The organism is Novosphingobium sp. KN65.2 (genome assembly GCF_001368935.1).
Classification (GTDB): Bacteria; Pseudomonadota; Alphaproteobacteria; order Sphingomonadales; family Sphingomonadaceae; genus Novosphingobium; species Novosphingobium mathurense.
Window position 1 is genome coordinate 1 of the sequence record NZ_CCBH010000212.1, and the last position, 23,145, is coordinate 23,145.

General features: G+C 62.4%; 22 protein-coding genes and 2 pseudogenes. 11 read left to right on the forward strand and 13 right to left on the reverse strand.

What is annotated here, in order from left to right:
• Positions 1 to 153: 153 nt before the first annotated feature.
• Complete coding sequence (locus SPHV1_RS22730) at positions 154 to 642, reverse strand: MarR family winged helix-turn-helix transcriptional regulator (protein ID WP_054948282.1); 489 nt, start codon at positions 640 to 642, stop codon at positions 154 to 156.
• A gap of 310 nt (positions 643 to 952) precedes the next feature.
• Here SPHV1_RS22730 and SPHV1_RS22735 point away from each other — a divergent pair, with 310 nt between their 5' ends.
• Genes SPHV1_RS22735 through SPHV1_RS22745 form a run of 3 tightly spaced genes read left to right on the forward strand, consistent with a single transcriptional unit; the run spans position 953 to position 3,549 of the window.
• A complete protein-coding gene (locus tag SPHV1_RS22735) occupies positions 953 to 1,837 on the forward strand; it encodes a bifunctional 5,10-methylenetetrahydrofolate dehydrogenase/5,10-methenyltetrahydrofolate cyclohydrolase (protein ID WP_054948283.1) in 885 nt (294 codons plus the stop codon).
• 30 nt (positions 1,838 to 1,867) lie between these two features.
• Positions 1,868 to 2,257, forward strand: a complete 390-nt coding sequence (locus tag SPHV1_RS22740; RefSeq protein WP_054948300.1) for a dihydroneopterin aldolase — start codon at positions 1,868 to 1,870, stop codon at positions 2,255 to 2,257.
• Positions 2,248 to 3,549, forward strand: a complete 1,302-nt coding sequence (locus SPHV1_RS22745) for a chorismate-binding protein (RefSeq protein WP_054948284.1) — start codon at positions 2,248 to 2,250, stop codon at positions 3,547 to 3,549. The genes SPHV1_RS22740 and SPHV1_RS22745 overlap by 10 nt, the downstream gene beginning before the upstream one ends.
• Positions 3,550 to 3,686: 137 nt before the next feature.
• On the opposite strand, the gene SPHV1_RS22750 is transcribed toward SPHV1_RS22745, so the two are convergent.
• Genes SPHV1_RS22750 through SPHV1_RS22765 form a run of 4 tightly spaced genes read right to left on the reverse strand, consistent with a single transcriptional unit; the run spans position 3,687 to position 6,798 of the window.
• Complete coding sequence (locus tag SPHV1_RS22750; protein WP_054948285.1) at positions 3,687 to 4,598, reverse strand: class III extradiol dioxygenase subunit beta; 912 nt, start codon at positions 4,596 to 4,598, stop codon at positions 3,687 to 3,689.
• The gene (gene ligA, locus SPHV1_RS22755; RefSeq protein WP_054948286.1) at positions 4,598 to 5,008 is read right to left on the reverse strand and encodes a protocatechuate 4,5-dioxygenase subunit alpha; all 411 of its coding nucleotides are present in this window, start codon (positions 5,006 to 5,008) and stop codon (positions 4,598 to 4,600) included. The genes SPHV1_RS22750 and ligA overlap by 1 nt, the downstream gene beginning before the upstream one ends.
• Positions 5,009 to 5,037: 29 nt before the next feature.
• A complete protein-coding gene (purU, locus tag SPHV1_RS22760) occupies positions 5,038 to 5,895 on the reverse strand; it encodes a formyltetrahydrofolate deformylase (RefSeq protein WP_054948287.1) in 858 nt (285 codons plus the stop codon).
• Between the two features lie 33 nt (positions 5,896 to 5,928).
• The gene (locus SPHV1_RS22765; protein WP_054948301.1) at positions 5,929 to 6,798 is read right to left on the reverse strand and encodes a methylenetetrahydrofolate reductase; all 870 of its coding nucleotides are present in this window, start codon (positions 6,796 to 6,798) and stop codon (positions 5,929 to 5,931) included.
• Positions 6,799 to 6,928: 130 nt separating this feature from the next.
• Between SPHV1_RS22765 and SPHV1_RS22770 the strand changes: the two genes are divergently transcribed.
• Positions 6,929 to 7,699: an alpha/beta fold hydrolase gene (locus SPHV1_RS22770; RefSeq protein WP_054948288.1), complete on the forward strand. Its 771-nt coding sequence runs from the start codon at positions 6,929 to 6,931 to the stop codon at positions 7,697 to 7,699.
• Positions 7,699 to 9,102 carry an aminomethyltransferase family protein gene (locus SPHV1_RS22775; protein ID WP_054948289.1) on the forward strand — a complete coding sequence of 468 codons (1,404 nt, stop codon included), beginning with the start codon at positions 7,699 to 7,701 and terminating at the stop codon, positions 9,100 to 9,102. The genes SPHV1_RS22770 and SPHV1_RS22775 overlap by 1 nt, the downstream gene beginning before the upstream one ends.
• 194 nt (positions 9,103 to 9,296) lie before the next feature.
• Here SPHV1_RS22775 and SPHV1_RS22780 read toward each other — a convergent pair whose 3' ends face one another.
• The 4 genes from SPHV1_RS22780 to SPHV1_RS22795 form a co-directional block, all read right to left on the reverse strand.
• Entirely contained in the window at positions 9,297 to 10,055 is a 759-nt protein-coding gene (locus SPHV1_RS22780; RefSeq protein WP_054948290.1) for an IclR family transcriptional regulator, read from the reverse strand.
• 7 nt (positions 10,056 to 10,062) lie between these two features.
• Positions 10,063 to 10,464: a nuclear transport factor 2 family protein gene (locus SPHV1_RS22785; RefSeq protein WP_197277792.1), complete on the reverse strand. Its 402-nt coding sequence runs from the start codon at positions 10,462 to 10,464 to the stop codon at positions 10,063 to 10,065.
• Entirely contained in the window at positions 10,461 to 11,588 is a 1,128-nt protein-coding gene (locus SPHV1_RS22790) for a cobalamin-independent methionine synthase II family protein (RefSeq protein ID WP_054948291.1), read from the reverse strand. Before SPHV1_RS22790 ends, SPHV1_RS22785 begins: the two co-directional genes overlap by 4 nt.
• Before the next feature lie 173 nt (positions 11,589 to 11,761).
• Complete coding sequence (locus tag SPHV1_RS22795; protein WP_054948292.1) at positions 11,762 to 13,186, reverse strand: aldehyde dehydrogenase family protein; 1,425 nt, start codon at positions 13,184 to 13,186, stop codon at positions 11,762 to 11,764.
• Between the two features lie 350 nt (positions 13,187 to 13,536).
• On the opposite strand from SPHV1_RS22795, the pseudogene SPHV1_RS25910 reads away from it, so the two are divergent.
• A pseudogene (locus SPHV1_RS25910) lies at positions 13,537 to 13,701 on the forward strand (CoA-binding protein); the annotation flags it as partial.
• Positions 13,702 to 13,720: 19 nt separating this feature from the next.
• Entirely contained in the window at positions 13,721 to 13,939 is a 219-nt protein-coding gene (locus SPHV1_RS25190) for an acetate--CoA ligase family protein (RefSeq protein ID WP_054948293.1), read from the forward strand.
• Between the two features lie 192 nt (positions 13,940 to 14,131).
• Here SPHV1_RS25190 and SPHV1_RS22805 read toward each other — a convergent pair whose 3' ends face one another.
• From SPHV1_RS22805 to SPHV1_RS22815, 3 genes are all read right to left on the reverse strand, one after another.
• Positions 14,132 to 14,986 carry a p-hydroxycinnamoyl CoA hydratase/lyase gene (locus tag SPHV1_RS22805; RefSeq protein WP_054948294.1) on the reverse strand — a complete coding sequence of 285 codons (855 nt, stop codon included), beginning with the start codon at positions 14,984 to 14,986 and terminating at the stop codon, positions 14,132 to 14,134.
• A 240-nt stretch (positions 14,987 to 15,226) separates the two neighbouring features.
• A complete protein-coding gene (locus SPHV1_RS22810) occupies positions 15,227 to 15,799 on the reverse strand; it encodes a VOC family protein (RefSeq protein WP_054948303.1) in 573 nt (190 codons plus the stop codon).
• Between the two features lie 11 nt (positions 15,800 to 15,810).
• Entirely contained in the window at positions 15,811 to 17,046 is a 1,236-nt protein-coding gene (locus tag SPHV1_RS22815; protein WP_054948295.1) for an aromatic ring-hydroxylating dioxygenase subunit alpha, read from the reverse strand.
• Between the two features lie 264 nt (positions 17,047 to 17,310).
• On the opposite strand from SPHV1_RS22815, the gene SPHV1_RS22820 reads away from it, so the two are divergent.
• A complete protein-coding gene (locus SPHV1_RS22820; RefSeq protein WP_054948296.1) occupies positions 17,311 to 19,608 on the forward strand; it encodes a TonB-dependent receptor in 2,298 nt (765 codons plus the stop codon).
• Between the two features lie 43 nt (positions 19,609 to 19,651).
• Here SPHV1_RS22820 and SPHV1_RS22825 read toward each other — a convergent pair whose 3' ends face one another.
• Entirely contained in the window at positions 19,652 to 20,266 is a 615-nt protein-coding gene (locus SPHV1_RS22825) for a TetR/AcrR family transcriptional regulator (RefSeq protein WP_231634825.1), read from the reverse strand.
• Between the two features lie 299 nt (positions 20,267 to 20,565).
• On the opposite strand from SPHV1_RS22825, the gene SPHV1_RS22830 reads away from it, so the two are divergent.
• The 3 genes and pseudogenes from SPHV1_RS22830 to SPHV1_RS22840 form a co-directional block, all read left to right on the forward strand.
• Complete coding sequence (locus SPHV1_RS22830) at positions 20,566 to 21,360, forward strand: SDR family NAD(P)-dependent oxidoreductase (protein ID WP_054948298.1); 795 nt, start codon at positions 20,566 to 20,568, stop codon at positions 21,358 to 21,360.
• Positions 21,361 to 21,376: 16 nt separating this feature from the next.
• On the forward strand, positions 21,377 to 22,402 hold the full coding sequence (locus SPHV1_RS22835; RefSeq protein ID WP_054948299.1) for an NADP-dependent oxidoreductase: 1,026 nt from the start codon (positions 21,377 to 21,379) through the stop codon (positions 22,400 to 22,402).
• A gap of 19 nt (positions 22,403 to 22,421) precedes the next feature.
• A pseudogene (locus SPHV1_RS22840) lies at positions 22,422 to 23,145 on the forward strand (aromatic ring-hydroxylating dioxygenase subunit alpha); the annotation flags it as partial.

Here is a 23,145-nt window from a genome sequence, read left to right on the forward strand (position 1 = left end):
GGAGGACGGGACAACGGTCGCGAAGGTGGGCCGGAAGGCCTGAATGCCTTCGTCGAAACCAAGACCATCCTGCTCGACGGAGCACCTACCAGCCTTTGATAACGTCCGATCTGTGGTGGTGGCACGCCCCGGTCATCCTGCCTGTCCGGGGCGTCAGCCTTCGTCAGAGTTCTCGTTAGTCCCCCTGCGGCAGTCGGCGAGACCCTTGCGGACGCGTTGCATGTACGCGCGGAAAACTTCCTGTTCCGCTGGGCTCAACGGGGAGAGGACATCGCGGTCGGCTTCTTCCAGAGCTGCAGTCATCTTGCGCAGCGTCGCATCGCCGAGCCTCGTGAGGTAGAGTGCATTGGCCCGGGAATCGGGCGCTGCCGCTCGTGTTACGAACCCACGAGCCTCGAGGATATTGACCAGTTTCATGGCACTGGCGCGATTGATCGACAGCGCCTCACCCAGCGCAGTCTGGGTGCAGCCGGCATTCTTGTTGATCACGATCAGCGCCGTGACCCTGGCTGGCGAAATGTCGAATTCCGCGAGTGCTTCGCGTGCGCGCGCATCGACATCGACCTGGAGCATCTTGAGTTGATAACCGAAGGAATTGTCGAGGTCAGTCTCGTCGGACCGGCTATTGTCTTCAACTTGCAATGAGTTTCGAGCCCCACCCTGAGACGCTTTGCGTCGTTTGCATCGAACGATGACCATTCGCCGCCGCGGCGTCAAGATGAGCGGTTTGCGTCCTCGCCCCGCGATGCCGAGCGCGTCGCGCAGAACTATCAAGGTCTCTATTTCATACACATGAAAATTCGTATATTGGAAAAACGGTCTTATAGCGACGCACTGGGCCAGACATTCGCGATTGGCGAGAGGAAACAATGAAGATCGTCCGAACTGGGGTTCCGCACGCCCGTAATCCCGATCCCAAGACCGAAGGTAATCTCGCGCTGGCGAGCGAACAGTGAGCGCGCTGATCGACGGCAAGGCGCTCGCACGCAGCGTTTCGGAGCAGACCGCAGAGACGGTGAGGGGACTGACCGAAAGGCTGGGCCAGGCGCCTGGGCTGGCGGTCGTTCTGGTGGGCAATGACCCGGCCAGCGAAGTCTATGTCGGGCGCAAGGTCCGCGAATGCCGTAAGGTCGGCATGCGTTCGACCGAACATCGACTTCCGGCCGCGACGGATGAAGCGGATCTGCTTGCCCTGATCGAAGACCTTAATAGCGATCCGACCGTCCATGGAATTCTCGTCCAATTGCCGCTTCCGGATCACATCGATGCGGGCCTCGTGCTCGACGCGATCACGCCGGACAAGGATGTTGACGGGTTTCATCCGGTCAACGTCGGTCGGCTTTCGACCGGGACCGGCGGGCTTGTCCCATGCACGCCCTTGGGTGTCATGATGTTGCTCGACACCGTCATCTCCGACTACCGTGGGCTCGATGCGGTGGTGATCGGCAAGTCCAACATCGTCGGCAAGCCGGTGGCGATGTTGCTGCTGGAGCGCGAGGCTACCGTTACTGTCACCCACATCGAGACGCGGGGTCTGTCGGAGATCGTGCGCAAGGCTGACATTGTCGTGGCAGCTGCCGGTGCGCCGGGACTGGTAAAGGGCTTCTGGGTCAAGGAAGGCGCGGTCATCATCGATGTCGGTATCACGCGCGTGGCCCTTCCGGATGGTACGACGGGCCTCATGGGCGATGTCGCTTTCGATGAAGTGCAGCATGCGCGTGCGGTCACTCCGGTGCCGGGCGGAGTCGGTCCGATGACGATTGCCTGCCTCCTGTCGAATACGGCTAAGGCCGCTGCTCTGAGCCTCGGTGAAGCGCGGCACAGGCTTTCAGTCTGACGGATCGAAGTGCCGGAGAAAGGGGTGAAGATGAACCTGCAAATGGATCTGACAAGCATCGGGAAGGACGCAGGCCTGAACTGCGTTTCGCAGGTTGCGGTCAACGACTTGCGTGTCGCCGCCGATATTGGCGTGCATTCGCATGAGATCGGTCGCAAGCAGACATTGATTATTGGCGTCGTTGCCGACATCGTCACTCCGCGTGAGGACATCCTGACAGAGACGATCGATTACAACCGCATAGTTGAACATGCGCAGGACCTCGCCTGTGAGCGAATCTGCCTTATCGAGACGTTCGCGGCGAGATTGGCCGAACGGTGCCTTGAAAGCGATCTCGTCGTACGGGTCGAGGTTTGCGTTCAGAAGCCGGCTGCCCTTCTCAACGGTCTGGCCTCGACGCGGGTGGTGCGGTGGACCTGAGCGGCCAGACCTACCCCGAAGGATGGTCCATCGGGGCGGGGCAGGTCGCGGATATTCAGCACACTCTACTGACGGAATACGGGCTTGGCCGCCCCTTCGTCCTGCTCGACGATCAGGCCAGGGACAAGGCGACGATTCTCACCGACCTGGAGGAGGAAGTGTTCTGCGACCGGCTCGATCAGGTCGAAAGCGCCCTTTTACGGATCGACGCGCTGATCGCCCGGGGAAGGACCCTGGCAGGGTTCCTCTCCTACGGCGCAGCGCCTGCCTTCGATCGATTCGCGGTCCGCGCCGACCTCACTGAATTATCCGGCAGGCCCGCGCCTTTGCTCTGGTTCGGCGTATTTGGCCGGCAAACCTCTGGTCCGTTGCCGCTCGGTGCATCCTTGCATGAATGTGCCCTCGCGGGCGGAACACGGCTGGAATCGCTGGTAACGCAGCGCGACTTTGAGGCAGGTGCCCGCTCTGTGCTCGAAAGTATCGCGTCTGGCGAGATCTACCAGGCCAACCTGACGTTCCCCACGCGCACGGCATTGCGCGATCCGCTGGCGACCTATTGCCGCATTCGTTCACGCGCAAAGGCGCCGCTGGGTGCCATGATCGCCACTGGCGAGCGCCATGTGCTGTCCTTTTCGCCCGAACTCTTCTTTCGGCTTGAAGGAAATCAGCTGCAGGCCCGACCGATGAAAGGCACACGGCCGCGCCATCCTGATCCGGTTCGTGATCGGCAATTGCATGACGAACTGCTTGGCAGTCCCAAGGACCGCGCCGAGAACCTGATGATCCTCGATCTCCTGCGCAACGACATGTCGCGCGTGAGCGAGCCGGGTAGCGTGCGCTGCCCGGCGCTTTTCGATATCGAGGGGTATCCATCGGTCTGGCAGATGACATCGACGGTGCGCAGCCGCGTGAGAGCGGGCGTCGGAGCCATGGACATCCTCAAGGCGCTTTTTCCCTGCGGATCGATCGTTGGGGCACCGAAGATCAGGGCCAGCGAAGTCATCGCGCGCGTCGAAACCTTCGGTCGCGGCCTCTACACGGGGGCCCTCGGCGTTCTCGGCAAGGACCGGGCAATGTTCAACGTCGCGATCAGGACCATGGACGTGACCGGCGCCGGCGAGGGCTACACCGGACGTCTTGATGTCGGTTGCGGCATCGTTGCCGATAGCGTGCCTGCCCTTGAATGGGAGGAATGCCTCGCCAAGGCGCGCTTTGCGGGAGAAGTGCGTGAGCCGGATCTCTGGGCAACAGCGCCCTCATTTCTTCCCGTTATGGCAATGCCCTACAGTTAAGAAGTTCCAAGCCCTTCTGGCCTGCAAACAGGAACGGACATCTGGCGGCGCACGGCTGCCAGATGTCCGTTCATCCGGGTGTTCGTCGCACGGCCACCATTGTCTTTCGTGAAGGAGCAGCCGAGCAGGTCGATCGATCAGGCGATCATCTTCTGCGCGATCGGGCTGCCGCCTTCGAGGGTGCGGCTAGGCGGCACCGTAGGATCGACGGGTTCGAGGACAATGTGGCCGAGGGCCGTATTGCTGACCGGCACGTGGTAATGGCGATGCAGGGCCCGGGTGCTCTTGCCAAGGGCGCCGCGCATGATCAGCCACATGACCATTTCGATCCCTTCCGAGCCGGTCTCGCGCAGGTACTCGATGTGGGGGACATGGCGCAGGTCCTGTCCTTCCCCGGTCAGTCCGTCGAGAAAGCGGTTGTCCCATTCCTTGTTGATCAGGCCGGCGCGCGGCCCCTGCAACTGGTGGCTCATGCCGCCCGTGCCCCAGATCTGGACCTTGAGGTCTTGAGGGAAACTTGAAACCGCGCGCGAGATCGCTTCGCCCAGCGCCCAGCAGCGATTGCCCGATGGCGGCGGATAGGTCACGACATTGACGGCCAGCGGGATCACTTTCACGGGCCATTTCTCGACATCGCCGAACATCATCGTGAGCGGCACGGTCAGGCCGTGGTCCACTTCCATCTCATTGATGATGGTCGTGTCGAACTCGTCGAGGACGAGGCTCTGCGCGATGTGCCAGGCTAGGTCGGGGTGCCCTTCGACCACCGGCACGGGACGCGGACCGAAGCCTTCGTCGGCCGGAGTGTAGCTTTCGCCGCAGCCGATGGCGAAAGTCGGGATGACTTTCATGTCGAAGGCGCTGGCATGGTCGTTGTAGACCAGGATGACGACATCCGGACGGCTGTCCGGCGCCGTGATCCATTCGCGGGTCCAGTCGAACCCGGCGAAGGCTGGCTTGAAGTAGTCGTCGCCGTCCTTGCCGTGATCATGGGCATAACCGAGCACCGGAATGTGGCTGCAGCCAATGCCGTGGGTAATGCGTGCCATCAATTGTTCTCCCGGATCGAGCGCTGCCCCACAGGGGAGCGCCCGCCTGCCATCATCATCGCCTGGTATTCCTCGACGCTCATGCCGGTCATCGTCGAAACGCCCTGGACAACGCTGATGCCGTCGGTGGAGAAGACCTTGGCGAGAAAGTAGATATTGCCGCCCAGATTGAGCAGTCGGTTGTAATCGCGGGCGAGAAGGGCCTCTTTCTGCTCTTCGCTCATCGGCCATTCATCGATGTAGGCCCGCTCGTCTGCCTTGAACCGTTCGCGGTTCTCCGGCTTCATCAGGCTCATGGCGCACTGGTTGAGGTGATAGCCCTGGCGGGCACGCTGCGCAGTGAATACTTGCGTGCCGGGAATGTCCTCAAGGTCCGCCAGATATGTGGCGATGTCTGTCGCTTCGCGCATGGAAACTGTCCTTTCGCTGCTGATGCAGCCTAGTCGCGGAATACGACGGTGCGGGCGCCATTGGCGAAGACCCGGTCGTCGAGGTGCAGACGAACCGCTTCGGCGAGAACGCGCCGTTCGATGTCGCGGCCCCGGCGTACCAGTTCCTCGGGCATGTCGGCGTGGCTGATGGACTCCACATCCTGATGGATGATCGGGCCTTCGTCGAGATCGGCGGTCACGTAATGAGCGGTCGCACCGATCATCTTCACGCCGCGGTCGAATGCCTGGTGATAGGGCTTGGCCCCCTTGAATCCGGGCAGGAAGGAGTGATGGATATTGATGCAGCGGCCGGAGAGGAACCCTGCCATCTCGTCCGAGAGGATCTGCATGTAGCGTGCCAGAACCACCAGTTCCGCGCCGCTCTCTTCAACCAGTTCGCGGATCTGCGCTTCCTGTTGCGGCTTGGTCTCCTTGGTGACCGGCAAGTGCGTGTAGGGCAGGCCATTGATCAGCGAAGTATGCAGGACTTCGCGCGGATGGTTCGAAATGATGCCGACCACGTCCATCGGCAGTTCACCGATACGCTGACGGTAGAGCAGGTCGCCCAGGCAATGGTCCCACTTAGAAACCATGAGCATGACCTTCTTGGGGCGCGCCTTGTCGCGCAGGCTCCAATCCATACCCGCGGCCTCGGCAATCGGTACGAAGCCGGCTTTAAGCGGGTCCAGAGAACCGGGTTTTCCGGGCTCGAACTCGACACGCATGAAGAAACGACCCGCGGGCCGGTCGTGAAATTCCTGGGCGTCCACGATGTTGCAGCCGCGTTCGGCAAGATAAGTCGCGACCTTGGCGACAAGTCCGGGCGCGTCGTTGCATTGCAGGCGCAGGGTGTAGATCTCAGACACCTCAGAAGGTTCCTCTCTTTATGGAGTGCCGCGTCAGTTCTTGCGCGCGAACTCGTTGATCCATGCGACCGTCTTTTCGAGGCCGCCGAAGGGGTAGAAGTGCAGGCGGACGGGGCCGTGCTCCTTGCCCAGTCCCTGTTCGAGCGCTTTCACCAGCTTGTCCGGACCGGCCGATCCGATGAGCCTGGTGATGGAAATGCCGTACTTTGCCATGACGGAGGCCGAAGCACCGACGCCGCAGCGCGCCGCGAAGCGCATCAGTGTCTTGATACCCGCCGGGCCGGGGACGCCCAGGCGCACCGGTGCTTCGATGCCGCGCTCACGCAGTTCCTTGAGCCAGGAGAGCACCGCGTCGGCGTCGAAGGCGAACTGGGTGACGATCAATGGGGCCATGCCGCGCGCGGCAATGGCCTTGCACTTGTCCTCGAGGACCTGCCAGCATTCCTCGTTCGACATGTTGGGATGCCCTTCGGGGTGGCCGCCAATGCCGATGGCCGTAATTCCGTTCCGCTCGAATTCTCCGGTGGCGATCAGGGCGGCACTGTCGGCAAAGGGACCTTCGGGTTCGGAAGGATCGCCGGCGATGACGAAACTGCGCTTTACGCTGGCTTCGCGGGTCACGGCCGCGAGGTAGCGCTCGAACTCATCGCGCGAGGTAATGCGCCGTGCGGAAAAGTGGGGCATCGGCTCGAATCCGAGTTCGCGCACCGTGCGTGCCGCAGCGACGCGGGCATCGAAATCCTCTCCCGGCAGAAAGGTCAGGGCTATCGGGGTGTCAGGCAGGATCCCGGGCGCGGCAGCGCGCAGGCTCTCCACGTCCTTGGCCGTGATCTCCAGCGAATAGCCGTCGACCATGTTGAGCGGCGGGCGTGCCCAGTTCGGATGGATGATTGGGGTGGTCATGTTCACTTCCTTCTCCCCCGCGCCCAACGTGTCCGCATTTCGGCGATCCGGAAATGGGGATGGGCTTTTCGAGAACTGATTGTGGAATTCTCTCTAGCGCCTCGAATAAGATTCGTATAGATGAAAATTCATGAATGCGAATTCAGACATCGAATCCGAAGTCGAAGCCCTCGTGATCCTGCCGGGGCTCTTGTGCGATGGACGTATGTTTGCCGGGCAACTTGCGGAATTCGCCGGAAGCAAGAGCATCGACGGCTTCTATGGCGGCGCGGATCGCATCGGCGCGATGGCCGATTACGCGCTGGAACGGATGCCTTCGCGCTGCGCCGTCCTTGGGCACTCGATGGGCGCGCGCATCGCACTTGAGATCGTGCGCAAGGCGCCCGAACGTGTGACGCGACTGGTGCTTGCCGATACCGGTATTCACCCACCGCGCCCGGGTGAGCGCGAGAAGCGTTACGCCTTGCGCGATTTAGGGCGGGAGCAGGGCTTCGCCGCGCTTGTCGATGACTGGTTGCCGCCGATGGTAGGCCCCGCAATGCGCAGCGATGAAGTGCTTCTCGGCGAACTGCGCGCGATGTGTCTGGATGCGGGGCAGGATGTGTTCGAGGCGCAGATCGAGGCGCTGCTGAACCGTCCGGACGTCACCGATGTACTCACTGAAATCGCCTGTCCGGTTTCGCTGATCGTTGGATCGGACGATGCCTGGTCGCCGGTCGAACAGCACCGCGAGATTGCGGCAGCCATTGGCGGCTGCCCGCTCTCCATCGTGCCGGAGGCCGGTCACATGGCGCCTGCCGAAAGGCCCGCCGCTTTCAATGCGGCCATTCGCGAATGGCTCGCATCGAAGGACCTGCAACCTGAAAAAAACCTGACCAAAGTACTGAAAGGCAGAATATAATGACTGAGAAGAGCCTCCAGCAGCTGATCGAAGAGAAGGGCGACATGGTCGACTTCCTGCGCAATCAGCAGACCGGCCCCAACGTCTATCCGGGCGTTCCGGGTGAATATTCGAACTGGCGCGATGAACAGCGTGCGTGGGCGGAGACCGCGGTCCTCTTCAACCAGAGCTTCCACATGGTCGACCTGCTGGTGACGGGCCCGGATGCATTCAAGATGCTGTCCTACCTCGCCCCGAACAGCTTCAAGGGTTTCGTCCCCAACCGCGCCAAGCAGTTCGCTCCGGTAACCCCGGAAGGTTACGTCATCGGCGACGTTATCCTGTTCTATCTTGAAGAAGAGAAGTTCGAGCTGGTCGGCCGCGCGCCGACGATCGAGTGGGTTGAATTCCACGCGGCCTCGGGCAAGTGGGACGTCAAGGTCGAGCGCGACGAGCGCACCGCCGCACGTCCGCTGGACCAGCAGGGCTACCGCCGCAACTACCGCTTCCAGCTGCAGGGCCCGAACGCCATGAAGGTGCTGGAAAAGGCGATGGGCGAGACGCCGCCCGACCTCAAGTTCTTCCACATGGCACCGATCCGGATCAACGGCGTCGAAGTGCGCGCTCTGCGCCACGGCATGGCCGGTCAGCCGGGTTACGAGCTTTTCGGTCCCTGGAAGGACTACGATACCGTGCGCAACGCCCTGCTCGAAGCCGGCAAGGACTTCGGTCTGCTTCCCTCGGGCGGTCGCACCTACAGCTCGAACACCCTGGAATCGGGCTGGATCCCGTCGCCGCTGCCGGCCATCTATACCGGCGAGTCCATGCGCGAATACCGCGAGTGGCTCTCGTCCAAGTCCTACGGCGGCATGACCTCGATCGGCGGCAGCTTCGTCTCCGACAACATCGAGGACTACTACCTCAACCCCTGGGAGCTGGGTTACGGCATCATGGTCAAGTTCGACCATGACTTCATCGGCCGCGAAGCGCTGGAAAAGATGAAGGACCAGCCCAAGCGTCGCAAGGTCACCCTCGCACTCGACAACGAGGACGTGATGCGCGTGATCAGTTCGATGCTGACCAAGGGCGATCGCGCCAAGTACATGGACTTTCCGAGCGCGGTCTACGCGATGCACCCATATGACAGCGTGCTGGTGGACGGTAAGCAGGTCGGCCTGTCGACCTGGATCGGTTACACCCAGAACGAAGGCCGTTTCCTCGCTCTGGCGATGGTCGATGAATCGGTAGCAGAGCCGGGCACCCAGGTTTCGCTGCTGTGGGGTGAGCCGAACGGCGGTACCCGCAAGCCGACCGTCGAACGCCACGTCCAGACCGAGATCCGCGCGACCGTTGCACCGGTTCCCTACTCGGAAGTGGCCCGCGACTCTTACGCCGAAGGCTGGCGTACGAAGACGGCTGGCTGAAGCCGTCCTTCACCGGTGATCGAAACCGGCCCCCGGCGCGTTCATCGGTGGCGCGCAGGAGGCCGGGATCGACTGGATAGTCAGACAGGGTCGGGGCATTGTCCCGGCCCAGTTTTCTTGTCTGTAACGCAGCCCTGTCTGCACGGCGCATTCGCCTGCAGAAGCAGACCCGGGCTCTTACGTGCTTTTGGAATCTAGCTGGAGAAGCTCTCGGCCACGGAGATGAGCACCTTGCAGCTCGCCTCTTCGACTTCCGGCGACCAGCGCACGGTGGGGATGGCAATGGCCAGCGATCCCACCGGTTTGCCTTCTTCACGCAGGACCGTGCCCACGCCGCAGATGCCGGGGGTCATTTCCTCGCGGGTTATCGCGAAGCCGAGTTTTCGCGCCTTGTCGATCTCGCGGCGCAGCGCGACCTCTTCGGTGATAGTCGCACCCGTATAACGCTCACGCGAGGATTCGCGGAAATAGCGATCGAGGGTTTCGGCATCGAGCGCGGCGAGCATTGCCTTGCCCGCTGCAAGGCAATGCAGCGGCGTGCGGGTGCCGACCCCGATCGAGTAGCGTAGCGTATGTTCTGCGGTCTCTGTGATTGCCGCTTCCAGAAACCAGTCGCGCTGGAGGAAGAAGCTCGCCGTTTCGTTGGAGCGTACCCGCAGCGAACGTACCAGTGGGCGCACGCGCTCGACCAGCGGCAGCTTGCGCGGGCTTGAGCGCAGGCGTTCAAGCCCGGCGCCGGGTTGATAGAGGCGCCCGGTGCGCGAGAGATAGTCGCGCTCCACCAGCGTCGCCAGCAGATAGGACAGGCTGCTCACGGGAATGGCAAGCGCCTGTGCGATTTCCTGGGCCACAACGCCGTCGGGATTGGCGACGACATATTCGATGATGTCGAGCGTACGCATCGCCGACTTGACCGTCGGTGAAGTGCTTGCCGGTGCCCCCGCTATCGCCATTGTCCCCTCAGAACGTCAGTAACCCGCGCCTTTCGGCAAAATGCCAGCCATCGGGCAAACGCACGAACCGGTCGAGGAAAGATCCGACCTTTGGCGCGCCTTCGCCGGTGAAGAGCAGCATTGCGCTCTCGCCCAGAGCGGTGTCCGCGTCAACAACGGTGATCTCGACGTTGGAACAGATGTGACGGGTAACGCGCGGGGGACGGGCCTTGAAAGCAGCCAAGATGGCGTCGCGTCCCGTGACCCAGTCGTCCGGCGCCGTGGGACGCGCCATGCGCCCATCGGGGGCATAAAGTGCTGCTATCGCCTCCCAGTCCGCGGCATCGTTGCGGTTGGCATAGCGAGCTACCAGCTTTGCGCAGTCATGTTCGATCGCACGGATCTCATCGGGCGAAAGCGCTTCGCTCACAGGCGGGCCTCCGCGATGTCGGCACCCTCGCGCAAGGCGCGCAGCTTTTTCCAGGTCACGCCGGGATCGATCTTGCCGTAGCCGGCGAATGTGCCGAAGCCACAATCGGTGCTTGCCACGACCCGGTCCTTGCCGACGAACGCGGCGAAACGTTCGATCCGCTGGGCGATGAGCTCGGGATGTTCGACATAGTTGGAGCAGGTGTCGATCAGGCCGGGCGCCAGTACCTTCCAGTCGGGCAGCCTGGCATCGCGCCATACCGTCCATTCGTGCTCGTGGCGCGGGTTGGCGGCTTCGAACAGCACTGTCGCGGGGCGTGCGGCGATCACGGTATCGACAACCTTCTCGAGTGGAATGTCGTGGTCGTGCGGGCCTTCGTAGTTGCCCCAGCAGATGTGCATGCGCAGCCGCTCGGGAGCGATGTTGGCCGTCGCCGCGTTGAGTGCCTCGACATTGGCGGCGGCTGTGCGCAGGAACGTGTCTTCGTCCTGGTCCTGATAGCCGGTATGGCGCGACATCGCGAGGTCGGGGCAATCGAGCTGAAGGTCGAAACCGGCAGCGACGATGGCCTCGTACTCAGGGCGCATGGCGTCGACGAGATCGGCGAGATAGGCCTCGTGGCTCGGGTAGTGTCGGTTGACCTGGAAGGCGGTGATGAGGCCGGGCGAGGCGGCGTTCAGGAAGCCGCGCACGCCTTGGCCGTGCTTGTCGAGCGCATGGCGGAAACGGCGGGTGTCTTCGTGCAGCGGGTCGAGAGTCCGCAGCCGTACGGGGCCGATGCACGAGGCGCGGGTGAACTCCTGGCTGCCCATGATCGCGGATAGCTTGCGGGACAGCTCCGGGTGCTCGGCGAGATCGGCGGCAGGCTTGCGGTCGATGTGGCCACCGAAACCTTCGAGACGTTCGATCATGTAGGTCGAATAGCCGACCTTTCCGAGTTCGCCGTCGCTGACCCAGCTGACGCCGCTTGCCACCTGCCGGCGCACGGCTTCGTCGACGGCAGCCTGCACCAGACGGTCGAATTCGGCGGCGTCGTAAGGTTCGCCCTTGTCGCGCGCAAGCAGCAGCGGGGTCAGTTCGTCGCCGCGCGGCAGGCTTCCGACATGGGTGGTGGCAATGGTCATCAGGCAGCTCCTCTTTCGAGGTTCTGCCTGCCACGAATTCACAAGTGTGTACAGATTCGCATTTGCGAATTCTCGCTTTTCGGCACGACAATGTGCAGCGAATTGCCGAAAACGCGAAGGGGCCGGACAGGTCCGACCCCTTGCGTCAGTTTTTAATCGTTTGAGGCTGCCGCTCAGGCCGGTTCGGCGGCAAGGGGCACGGCATTGATGACATGCGCCTGGGTATATTCCATCAGGCCGGCAAGGCCGTGTTCGGAACCCAGACCGGACTGCTTCGATCCGCGGAACGGGATGTTCGGATCGATCGCAAGGTGCTGGTTGACCCAGACCGTACCGGCATCGATGCGACGCGCGACGTCCAACGCCCGCTGTTGATCCATGCCCCAGACGGTGCCGCCAAGGCCATACGGGGAATCGTTGGCACGGGCGATGACATCGTCGATGTCGGCATACTTCAGGACCGGCAGGACCGGGCCGAACTGTTCCTCGCGCACGAGCGGTGCGTCCTCGTCGAGATCGGCAACGACCGTGGGCGGGATGAAGTAGCCCTTGCGATCCGGCATCTCGCCGCCAGCGATGACCCGGCCTCGGGTCTTGGCATCCTCGATCAGGTCGCGGACCTTTTCGTACTGCATGCGGTTCTGGATCGGGCCGATGGTCGATCCCTGCTTCGACCCGTCATCGACCACGGCTGCTTCGGCGAGACCGGCAATCTCCGTGCAGAATTCGTCGTACATCGCTTCGGGCACATAGGCGCGCTTGATTGCGACGCAGATCTGGCCGGCATTGGCCATTGCTCCGGCATAGACCTTCTGCGCCGCGATCTTGGCCGGCACGTCGTCGAGCACGATTGCGGCGTCGTTGCCGCCGAGTTCCAGCGTGACGCGCTTTATGCCTTCCGCTGCCGAGGCCATGACCTTCTTGCCCGTTGCGGTCGAACCGGTGAATGCGACCTTGGCGATATCCGGGTGGCCGGTGATCAGCGGGCCGAGCTCGTTCTGGTCGCATACGACATTGAAGACGCCGGGCGGCAGGATCCCGGCGGCGACTTCACCCAACAGCAGGGTGGTGAGCGGTGTGGTTGGTGCTGGCTTGGAGACCATGGTGTTGCCGGCGATCAGGCACGGGCCGATCTTGTTGGCCAGCAGGATCACGGGGAAGTTCCAGGGCGTAATCGAAGCGCAGACACCAAGCGGCGTGCGGTGTTCGATCACGGTATTGCCGTTCTCATCGCGCAGGGTCTGGTCGGGCAGGCGCATCGCCGCGAAAGCGCGTAGCGTGTAGATGCTGCCGCCAATCTCATAAGTGGCCTGGTCGAGTGGCTTGCCCTGTTCGGCGGTGAGCAGACGGGCGAATTCATCGATGCGCGCTTCGATGGCGTCGGCAAGGCGGTTGATGTAGGCGCCGCGTTCATCCGCGGTGAGGGCCGACCAGGCGGGGAAGGCCGCCTTGGCTGCCGCGACAGCCTGATTGAGCAAGGCCTCGTCGGCGCGCGGGCACTGGGCGAAGGCTTCTTCGGTTGCGGGATTGATGACATCGAAGGTTGAGACACCGTCGATCAGTTTTCCGTTCACCAGCAGCTTGAAATCGGTTTTCACGATCGCTCTCCTTGGATTGGCGTCCTGACGGACGGAGAGTTTCGCTCCGTCAGCGTAAGGCATTGACTCTGTGGCCGTGTGGCACCTCTATACGTATGCCTGAGATACATATAGGGCAAGGGCTGCGATGGCTTGAGCCTGTCCGATTGCACGAAATCAATCTCCCGCCTTCACGGGTGGCTGGTTAGCGAGGGCGCGACCCAGTCTTGCGGACTATGTATCGCATGGATGCAATTTGCGTGGTCCCGTCACATAGTGGGTGAGGAATACGGCCCAACCGGGAGAAGCAGATGTCCACGACCGCAGAATTACAGTCACTTGCGCTAGACCGGGCCGGGACCGACCGGCTCATGAATCCGCGCAGCGTGGCAATCGTCGGCGCGTCCGACCGGCCGGGGTCTCTGGGGGCATCGGTGCTGACGAACCTCGAGCAGCGCGGGTTCTCCGGCGAAATCCACCTCGTCAATCCCAAGCGCGATGAGATCGACGCACGTCCATGCGTGCCTGACGTTTCGGCTCTCCCGGAAGGAAGCGATGCAGCGGTTCTGGCCAATCCGCAGCCAGCGGTCCTCGATGGGTTGCTGGTGGAGACCATGGCCCCGCGCCGATCTCGAAGTTCTGGCGCACACCCTGGAGGCGCTGTCTGCGATCGTGCGCGGGTCGCCTGCGCTATGCGAAGTCGACCTCAATCCCGTGTTGGTGCTGCCCGAAGGTGAAGGCGTGGTAGCACTGGATGCTTTGAATTCGGGCTGATCCGCCAGGCGGCCCCTTTGCCCCGGACCGCAAGATAAAAGGCCTTGCCCCCATCGCCGGGCAGGGCCTTTCAGTATGCGCCGGACGGGATGTGGTCAGGGATCGAAGTCCCGTCCAAGGCGCAGTTTCGGTCGGGCTGGCGGCCAATTGGAAAGAGGATGGTTCGCCAGGTCCCGACCGGAAAGAGGTTCGTCAGCCCTCGGTCGCTGCCGCTGCCCGGGACTTGTCGTAGGCGCCCAGGCCCGGCTTGTAGCTCTTCTCGTCGATGAACTGGCGAATGCCTTCCTTGCGGCCTTCGGTCTTGTCATGGAAGTTGCAGGCTTCCTGCATGCGCACGAGATAGTCTTCGGCTTCGTCGTATGTCATCAGCCCGACGCGGCGCACGGCATCCTTGGCGAACTTGAGCGTGACCGGGTTCTTTTCGAGCAGCATGCGCGCGACTTCCTCGGTGCGCGCTTTGAGGCGGTCCAGCGGCACGCTCTCATTGACGAGGCGCATCGCCGCAGCCTGCTTGCCGTCGATCAGTTCGCCGGTCAGGGTCAGCCACATGGCATCGCGCATCGGCAGAAGGTCGACCACGACCTTGGTTACGCCGCCACCGGGCAGGATGCCCCAGTTGATTTCGGAAAGGCCGAACTTCGCCTCGTCGGCGGTGATCGCCAGGTCGCACCCGAACAGCGGGCCGAAACCGCCACCGAAGCACCAACCGTTGACCATCGCGATCGTCGGCTTCTGGAACCAGCGCAGGCGGCGGAACCAGCCGTAGCTCTCGCTCTGCGACTTGCGCACACCGCGCAGGCCGTTCGCTTCGGTTTCGCGAAAGTATTCCTTGAGATCCATGCCGGCCGACCACGCCGAGCCTTTGCCGCCCAATACGACCACGCCCACGTCCTCGCGGAACTCCAGTTCATCCAGCACCGCCATCATGCGGCGGTTGAGCTTGGGGCTCATCGCGTTGCGCTTCGCGGGACGCGAGAAATAGACCCATGCGATGCCGTTATCGATGGTGAAGGTGACGGTATCGGCTTCGTTTTCGGTTTCTGACATCAGGCAGGCTCCTTTTTCTTGTCTTCTTGCGCCGGTCTGCCCCCATTGGTCCGGGCAGTAACCTTGTGTATGCCTGAGATACAATAAGGGCGAAGCAGGGAAAGCACAAGGTTCAAGTTTGCCTGCCCGGCTTGCAGCGTCGGGCCCGGTCACGCTGCGCGAGTGCCGCGAATGACGAACGCCGGGCGCCGGACGGCCAAGCGTCCGATACCCGGCGCCCAATGTGCAGGTTTGCCGGTGTCAGGCCCTGGCAGGCTTGTGCTTGGGCAGCAGCGGCGCGCGCTGGAAGAAGGAGAGGTCTTCCATTTCGTAACTCGCTGGAGTGTCCGCATTGCGCGCGTCGTGCAGCCGTTTCCAGTGGGCGAAGAGGCCCATGATGTGAGGCGGGTCGCCGTGGATCTCGGTGAACACGCCATTGAGCGCGCGCGTATCGAAGTAGGCTGCGTTCACCTCGTCAGCGTAGAGTTCGGTCGCAAGTTCGAAGCCCATGTCGAGCCAGCGCTGGCGCTCAGCCGCAAAGTCGGACACAAGATAGGCGACATGGTGAAAGCCTTCCTCGCCCTTGGCGAACATGTCGCGATAGATCGAGTTATGGTCGTCGTGCTGTTCGATGAACTGGATCATCTGGTCGCCAAGGTAGCCGAAAGCATAGGAAACGTCCGCCTCCTCGGCTGTGCCGCGATAAGTGAACTCGTCGCAGTGGTGATGGCGCACCATGCAGAAGGGGCCGGCACCGAAGGCGTCGGACCACTTGCGGGCTGCCTTGTCGATGCTGCGGACGAAATAGGCCTGTTGGAAAAAAGCGCGCTTCATGCCCATTCCCTTCACTCCGCGGCTTCGCTGAGCGGCTGCTCGACGAAAGGTTCCAGAAGTTGTTCGACCGCCAGCCCCGCAGGCACGCGTCCGGGGCCGATGCACCGGTCCACTTCTTCGTGGAACCAGTAGATCCGGCGCTCCTGGTAATTGATCATCATGCCGGTGAAGCCCCCGGATTCCAGGCTGCGCTGGATGGGGCCGAGGTTCATCATGTCTTCCTGCAGGACATCGTGGAAGATCGGCAGGAAGCGATCCCAGAAGGCGGGACGCTCGCCTTCGCCCCAGTCCGGCGCGACGTAGATAGCCTGCATCGTGCAGTGACCGACCCCGTCCGGCCAGAACAGCAGGATGGGAAAGCCGGTGGGCTCGACCGGCGTGATCAGGTTGGGGAACATCATGTAGGCGACGTTGTTGAGGCGGTAGAAGTCCGGCATCGAGGGGATGTCAGGCGCGCCCTCGAATTCCACGAAGTTGAGGCCCTCGTTCATTCTCTTGCGTGTCGCCATGCGCGAATGGCCGCCTTCCATCAGTCCCATCGCGGCCGCCTTGCTGTCCAGCATGATGCCGGCATTGGTCGGGTGGATGGTGTTGATGTGATAGACTTCCAGGAAGGCGTCCATCGCCACCTTCCAGTTGCAGGCGATCGGGTAGTCCTGCACGTGGATGGTGCGCAGCTTTTCCATCCCCACGCAATCGAGTTCGGACACGATAGGGCCCAGGTAGTCCATCAGGGGCTGTGCGTCGCGATCGAGATTGACGAAGACCCAGCCGCCCCAGGTGTCGCAGGAGGCTTCGATCAGGCCGCGATCGGCCTTGTTGAGGCAGGGAAAGTCGCGCTCATCGGGAACGCCCTTGAGCTTGCCGTCGAGGCCGTAGGACCAGCTGTGGTACTGACAGCGCAAAAGTCTGGTGTTGCCGCTGCCGTCTCGCACCACCGGCGCGCCGCGGTGGCGGCACGTATTGTAGAAGGCCCGCAGCTTGTCGTCCTTCCCGCGGATCAGGAGCAGCGGCACGCCCAGCCGGTCCCACAGGCGATAGTCGCCCGGCTTGCGCAAGTCCTCGTCCCGTCCGGCACAGACCCAGCTTTTCGAAAGCACGTGCTCGCGTTCCAACTCGTGGAAGTCCGGGCTGGTGTAGCGGCCACCCGGAATTTCGGGGAGGGGAGGAAAATCGGAACGCGGTCCGACGCGTGCAGACTCGAAATCGATGACCTTTTCGACTTCGTCATAAATGCTGCCAGACATCAATCTCTCCTCTTGCGTTGATCCGGCGCTTTTTGCACTTAAAATTAAGTGACTGAAAATATTCTATTTTATAATTCGCGCACGAGAGGTGATGGAACCTCAAGATGCCGTCCGGCTCCACTATCGAAATGAATAGATGAGCAAGTCTCCGGTGGCTGGCATGAATTGCACAATCGCAATCAAAAATAAACTGCGTTAGAGTTCTACGGTCCGGCACATACGATCGGGCGAAGAACATAGAAAATTCATGGGAAGAGGAGTGGCATGATGATTGGCACAATCTCGAAATCTCGCCGTGCAACCCTTTCGGGAGCAGCGGCCCTTGCGGCGATCGCATGGGCTGCGCCCGCCGCCGCGCAAGATCAAGCCGGGGATCAGGCGAAGACCTCGGAAGCGAGTATAGGCGGGGAACTGGGCGCCATAATCGTGACGGCGCGCCGTCGCAGCGAAACGTTGCAGAATACGCCTGTGGCGATCACTGCGATCCAGCCCGCCCAGCTCGAGGCCAAGGGCACGCTGGATATCGGCGATCTGCAGGGCACCGCGCCCAACCTGCTGATCACGCAGCAGCCGACCGGTTCTTCGGCCGCCAACATTTCGATCCGCGGCATTGCCTTTGCCGACGTCGAAAAGAGCTTCGATCCGGCCGTCGGCATCTATGTCGACGATGTCTATATCGGCACATCGACCGGTCAGTACCTCGACTTCTTCGATATCGATTCCATCGAAGTCCTGCGCGGTCCACAAGGCACCCTGTTCGGCCGCAACACGATTGCCGGCGTCATCACCATCCAGCGCACCAAGCCGACAATGACTTTCAGCGGCAAGGGCGAGGCAAGCGTGTCCAGCTACGGGACCTTCGGATTCAAGGGCGTGCTGAACGTCCCCCTGATCGAAGACAAGCTGGGTGTGAAGCTGTTCGAGTTCCACCAGCAGACCGATGGCTACCAGAAGCACTACCTGACCCGCCAGAACCTGGGCGCGAGCAATACCGAGAATTACGGTGCGGCGATCCGCTTCAGGCCGAACAGCTCGCTGGACATGATCCTGACGCTCGAAAAGCAGGACCAGAAGTTCGAATCCTACATGGGCTCGACGATGATCCCGGGCGATGCCTTCTGCAATTTCGTGCCAGCGGGCGCCTGCGGCGGCAACCTGACCGATGACATCTACACCGTCTACAAGGGCATCGATTCTCCCGGTTTTTACAAGGCCAAGGCGGCCACGCTCAACGTGGACTGGAACACCGGGCCGGTCGACATCACCTCGGTGACGTCCTACCGCAAGAGCCGCGAGCATGTCGTTTTCGACATCGGCACCAACGGCCTGTTCATCGCCGACCGCCCGCAGACCTACAAGCAGTTCAGTCAGGAGCTGCGCTTCGCCGGCGACCTGTTCAACGGCTTCGACTATGTTGCGGGTCTTTATTACTTCGAGAGCGATTACGAGCTGGACCAGACGACGACTGTCTTCGGTGCGCCAGCGGGTGGCATTCACGCGATCGGTCATTCGGAAAGCTACGCGGGCTTTGTCGATTTCAACTGGCAGCTTCTCGACACTGTCCGTCTTTCGGGCGGCGGGCGCTATACGCATGACAGGAAGCGCTATCGTTTCCCGTTGATCCTGACCGATCCGGTCAGCGAAAGCTGGAGCAAGTTCACGCCAAAGGTGACGCTCGACTGGCGTCCGAATGACGCGGTCATGCTTTATGGCACCTGGTCGCGCGGCTATCGCTCCGGTGGTTTCAGCGGACGCGCCGGCACACCGTTCTCGGCCAGCACGCCCTACGACCCCGAAACGGTCGACAGTTTCGAAGTGGGCGCCAAGACCAAGTGGTGGGACGGCCGGATGACCTTCAACGTTGCCGCCTTCTACACCGACTACAAGGACATCCAGCAAAGCAGCGTCATCACTGCGGCCAATGCCCAGGGCAACGAGACGATCGTGGTCAATGCCGCCGGGGCCAAGATCAAGGGCATCGAGGCGGATCTGGCCATCGAGCCGATCGACCGCCTCAACCTGCGTGCGGCGCTCGGTTATACCGACAGCAAGTTCAAGGGCTTCATCATTGGCCAGCCGATAACCCAGGCGGATGGCAGCGTGTTCCTGCGCCCGCTCGACTATTCGGCCGTCGATCCGATCTTCGCCCCGAAATGGACGGTTTCGGTCAATGGCGACTACACGATTCCGGTCGGACAGGTCGATGTGACCCTGTCGGCGGGCTATCGTTACATCGCGGCTTACGACCAGCAGATCGCGCCCGATCCGGCGCTCTACGGTCAGCTCTTGACGGAGGGGGCGAGCGACGTGCCGTTCATTGTGCCCCGCAATGACCCGCGCGTCCGGTCCGATCCGCAGAACCTCGTCGATCTGAGCATCTCGGCGGTCTTCCCGATGAATGAAACGGGCGCCAAAGCGCGCGTGACGGGCTTCGTGCGCAATGTTCTGGATGATCGCGGGCCTTCGTTCTCCTTTGCGGTCGCAGCTTACCCGAACCTCTGGCACTACGCGGTGCCGCGCGAGCCACGCGTCTTCGGCGCTTCGTTCGGCATCGAATTCTGATGGCGCAAGGCGGGGTTACTCCTCCCTTGGGCCCCGCCGCCCGTCAGTTCTCTGCCGCAAGCTCCTGTCCGTAGCTCAGCTCGGACTGGAGCTTGCGGACATTTTCGACGAGATCCTTGCGAAGCGAAGCACGCGCCAGCGGCGTGACGATGCGCAGCGCGCCCAGCAGTGCGAAGCCCGTATAGTCTTCGTCCCTGATATTGCCGCCAGCCCACATGTTCTGCACCGCGATCTGGTCGAACATCATCGAGCGCGCGGTGAAGTCCACGTTGACCCAGGGCTGAATGAGCTTCTCCGCCTTCATCTGGGCAATGGCCTGGCGGTGGAGGCGTTCGAAGAAGGCCGTCAGGTGGAATTCGTCGGCGGAACTGACGAGTCGTGGCGCCAGCGCGCGCGACAGCTCGGGAGTGTCGAGCACGGCGCGGCAGGTCTGTTCGACAATGGTGATCAGGCGGGCAAGCCCGTCGCCCGACAGCATCTCCTCGAAATTGCCGATCAGCGTGTCGAGGCGCAGGGCAACCGCCTGCGCGACCAGAGCCTGTTTGCTGCCGTAGATGTCGTAAAGCGTCTTCTTGGTGACGCCGCCGGCTGCGGCCAGTTCGTCGACAGTGACGGCATCGTACCCGCGTTCTGCGACAAGAAGGAGCGTCTGGCGCATGATCATCGCACGTCGCAGCAGACGATTTTTGCTCAGTTTCCGGCCCCTGCGATCCGTCGCATATTCGCCGATCCGATCGACCAGAGCTACCTCAGGCACTAAAAATGTCCTTTTTTTTCGTCACTATCGTCGTGTCTCGTCTTTATGGCCCGCTCGGCCGCCGGGGCCAATAGGGTAGATCCCCAAACTATAATATAGGATAGTATCGTCCAGTACAGGGCAAGAGCAATCTGCTCCTGAAACCAGCACGAAAAGCAAGCGTGGCACGTCGATGCCGCGCAGCAATGGGAAGGGAAGCGATGGAAGGCAAGGTTCTTCAGGACAAGGTTGCGATCGTCACTGGCGCGGGACGCGGAATCGGACGGGCTATCGCGCTCGCCTATGGCGCCGCCGGGGCTAAAGTCGTGGTGGCTTCGCGCACGCCCGCTACGGTCGAACGCGTGGCCCGGGAAATCGTCGATGCCGGCGGGACCGCGATTGGGGTCGCCTGCGATGTCGGGCACCGGGACGAGGTCATGGCCTGCGTCGACAAGGCGGTCGAAACCTTCGGCACCGTCCATATCCTCGTCAACAATGCGCAAGGGTTCGGCACCGAGGCCGATCCCCAGCCCTCGACCGTCTTCGTCGCCTGCGAGGATACCGACGAGGACGAGTGGGAATATACTTTCCGCACCGGCGCGACGGCCAGCCTGTGGTTCATGAAGGCCTGCTTCCCGCACATGAAGAAGGCCGGCTGGGGCAAGGTCATCAACTTTGCGTCAAGTTCGGGCCAGATCGGGTTCGAGGGCAATACCTGCTACAACGCCACCAAGGAGGCGATCCGTGCCCTTTCCCGCACCGCCGCGCGTGAGTGGGGGCAGTACGGGATCAACGTCAATATCATCAATCCCGCGCTGGAAACGCGTGCCTTCGACAAGTGGAAGCAGGCTCGGCCCGAATTCGTCGAGGCCCTGAAGGAGAAGATCCCGATGCGCCGGCTCGGCGATCCCGAGCGCGATGCCGGACCGCTTGCCGTGTTCCTCGCGAGCCCGGGGTCGGACTACATCACCGGCCAGACCATGATGCTTGAAGGCGGCATGCACACGCTGCCCTGATCGCTAGGAGGCAGCGATGCGCAATGTCACGAACCGCCTCTGGCAGGTGGGCAAGCCCAACGACGATACCGCTGGCGGCATGGCGCTGGTGCGCGGCCACTTCGAGCGCGGCGAGGGGGACGTGCCCGAAGTCGGCGAAGGGCAGGTGCTGGTGCGGGCCGAGTACTTTTCGCCCGATGCCATGAACCATGCCTGGGTGCGCGGCATTCCGGGCAAGTTCGATCCGCTCGCCCCCGGCACGACAATGCGGGGGGGGATTGCCGGAACGGTCGTCGAAAGCCGCAATGCCGATTGGCCCGAAGGCACGCGCGTGACCGGCTTCCTCGACTGGGCGGACTATTCGCTCAGCGACGGGACGGACCACATGGGCGTGCCGCTCCAGCGCATTCCCGATGGCGTGGCCACGGCCAGTGGCCTCGTGACGCTGGGAATGAGCGGGGTTTGCGCCTGGCTGGGACTGGCCCGTTTCACCCGGCCGCGTCCCGGCGATACCGTTCTGGTCTCGGGCGCTTCGGGCGGGATTGGCTCGATTGCCGGGCAACTGCTCCCCATATTCGGCGCGCGTCCGGTGGGCATCGCCGGGGGGCCGGAGAAGTGCGCTGCCGCGCTCGAAAACGGGTTCGATGCCATGGTCGACTACAAGGCGGACGACTTGGCCGGCCAGATCGCCCGGGCCTGCCCCGGAGGCGTGGACCTGTTCTTCGACAATGTCGGCGGACCGCTGCTTGATGCCGCGCTCGTCAACATGCGGCACTACGGACAGGTGCTGATCTGCGGTGGCACTGCGCATTACGGCGCAAAGCCGGAGCCTATCTACAACCACATCTACATGGCGATGAGTTCGCTGACGATGCGCGGCTTCTTCTACTTCGATCACGTCGACTTGTGGGAGGAGGGGCGCGAGCGTCTCGCCCGCTGGCTGATCGAGGGGCGCATTCGCGAATGGCTCGATGTTTCGGAAGGCTTCGAGACCGTACCCGCTGCGGCGCTCGCCGGTTTCCACGGTGGGGTGAAGGGTCGCAAGCTTGTGAAGATTGCCTGACGCAAGGAAACAACGGAAAATGGCGGAGAGAGATCCCGAACCGACTTACGGAAGTGCGCGCAGCGAAGGCATCGACTGGAACGGTTTGATGGCTCTCGATTCACGCACGGTTCCGGATTTCCTGACCGAGGAGAGCTATACCTATCGCGGCTCGGACCCGATCCCCGCCGAGCGCTACACCAGCGAGCAATTCGCGAAGCTCGAACGCGAGCGCATGTGGCCTTACGTCTGGCAGTTCGTGGCACGTGAAGAGGACCTGCCCGAACCTGGTGACTTCGTGGTCTATGAAAACGTCGGGCGCACTACCTGATCGTGCGTCAGGACGACGGCTCGATCCGCGCCATGCACAATGTCTGTCTCCACCGTGGCCGCAAGCTGCGTACCGAGGACGGCAGCGCCGACAGGTTCGTCTGCCCGTTCCATGGCTTTGCCTGGAACAAGGACGGCTCGTTCAACTCGATGCCGTGCCAGTGGGACTTCCCGCATCTCAAGGAACAGGAGATGGGGCTTCCCGAGGCCGAGGTCGGCCGCTGGGCGGGCTACATCTTCATCCGCGAGGAAAAGGGCGGGCCGAGCCTTGAGGAATACCTCGCGCCGCTGCCCGAGCACTTCAAGCGCTGGCGGCACGAGGAATGCGCGACCGTCATGCGCGTGGCCAAGGAAGTGCCGGCAAACTGGAAGGTCGTGATGGAAGCCTTCATGGAGGCCTGGCACACCATCGTCACCCACCCGCAGCTGCTGCC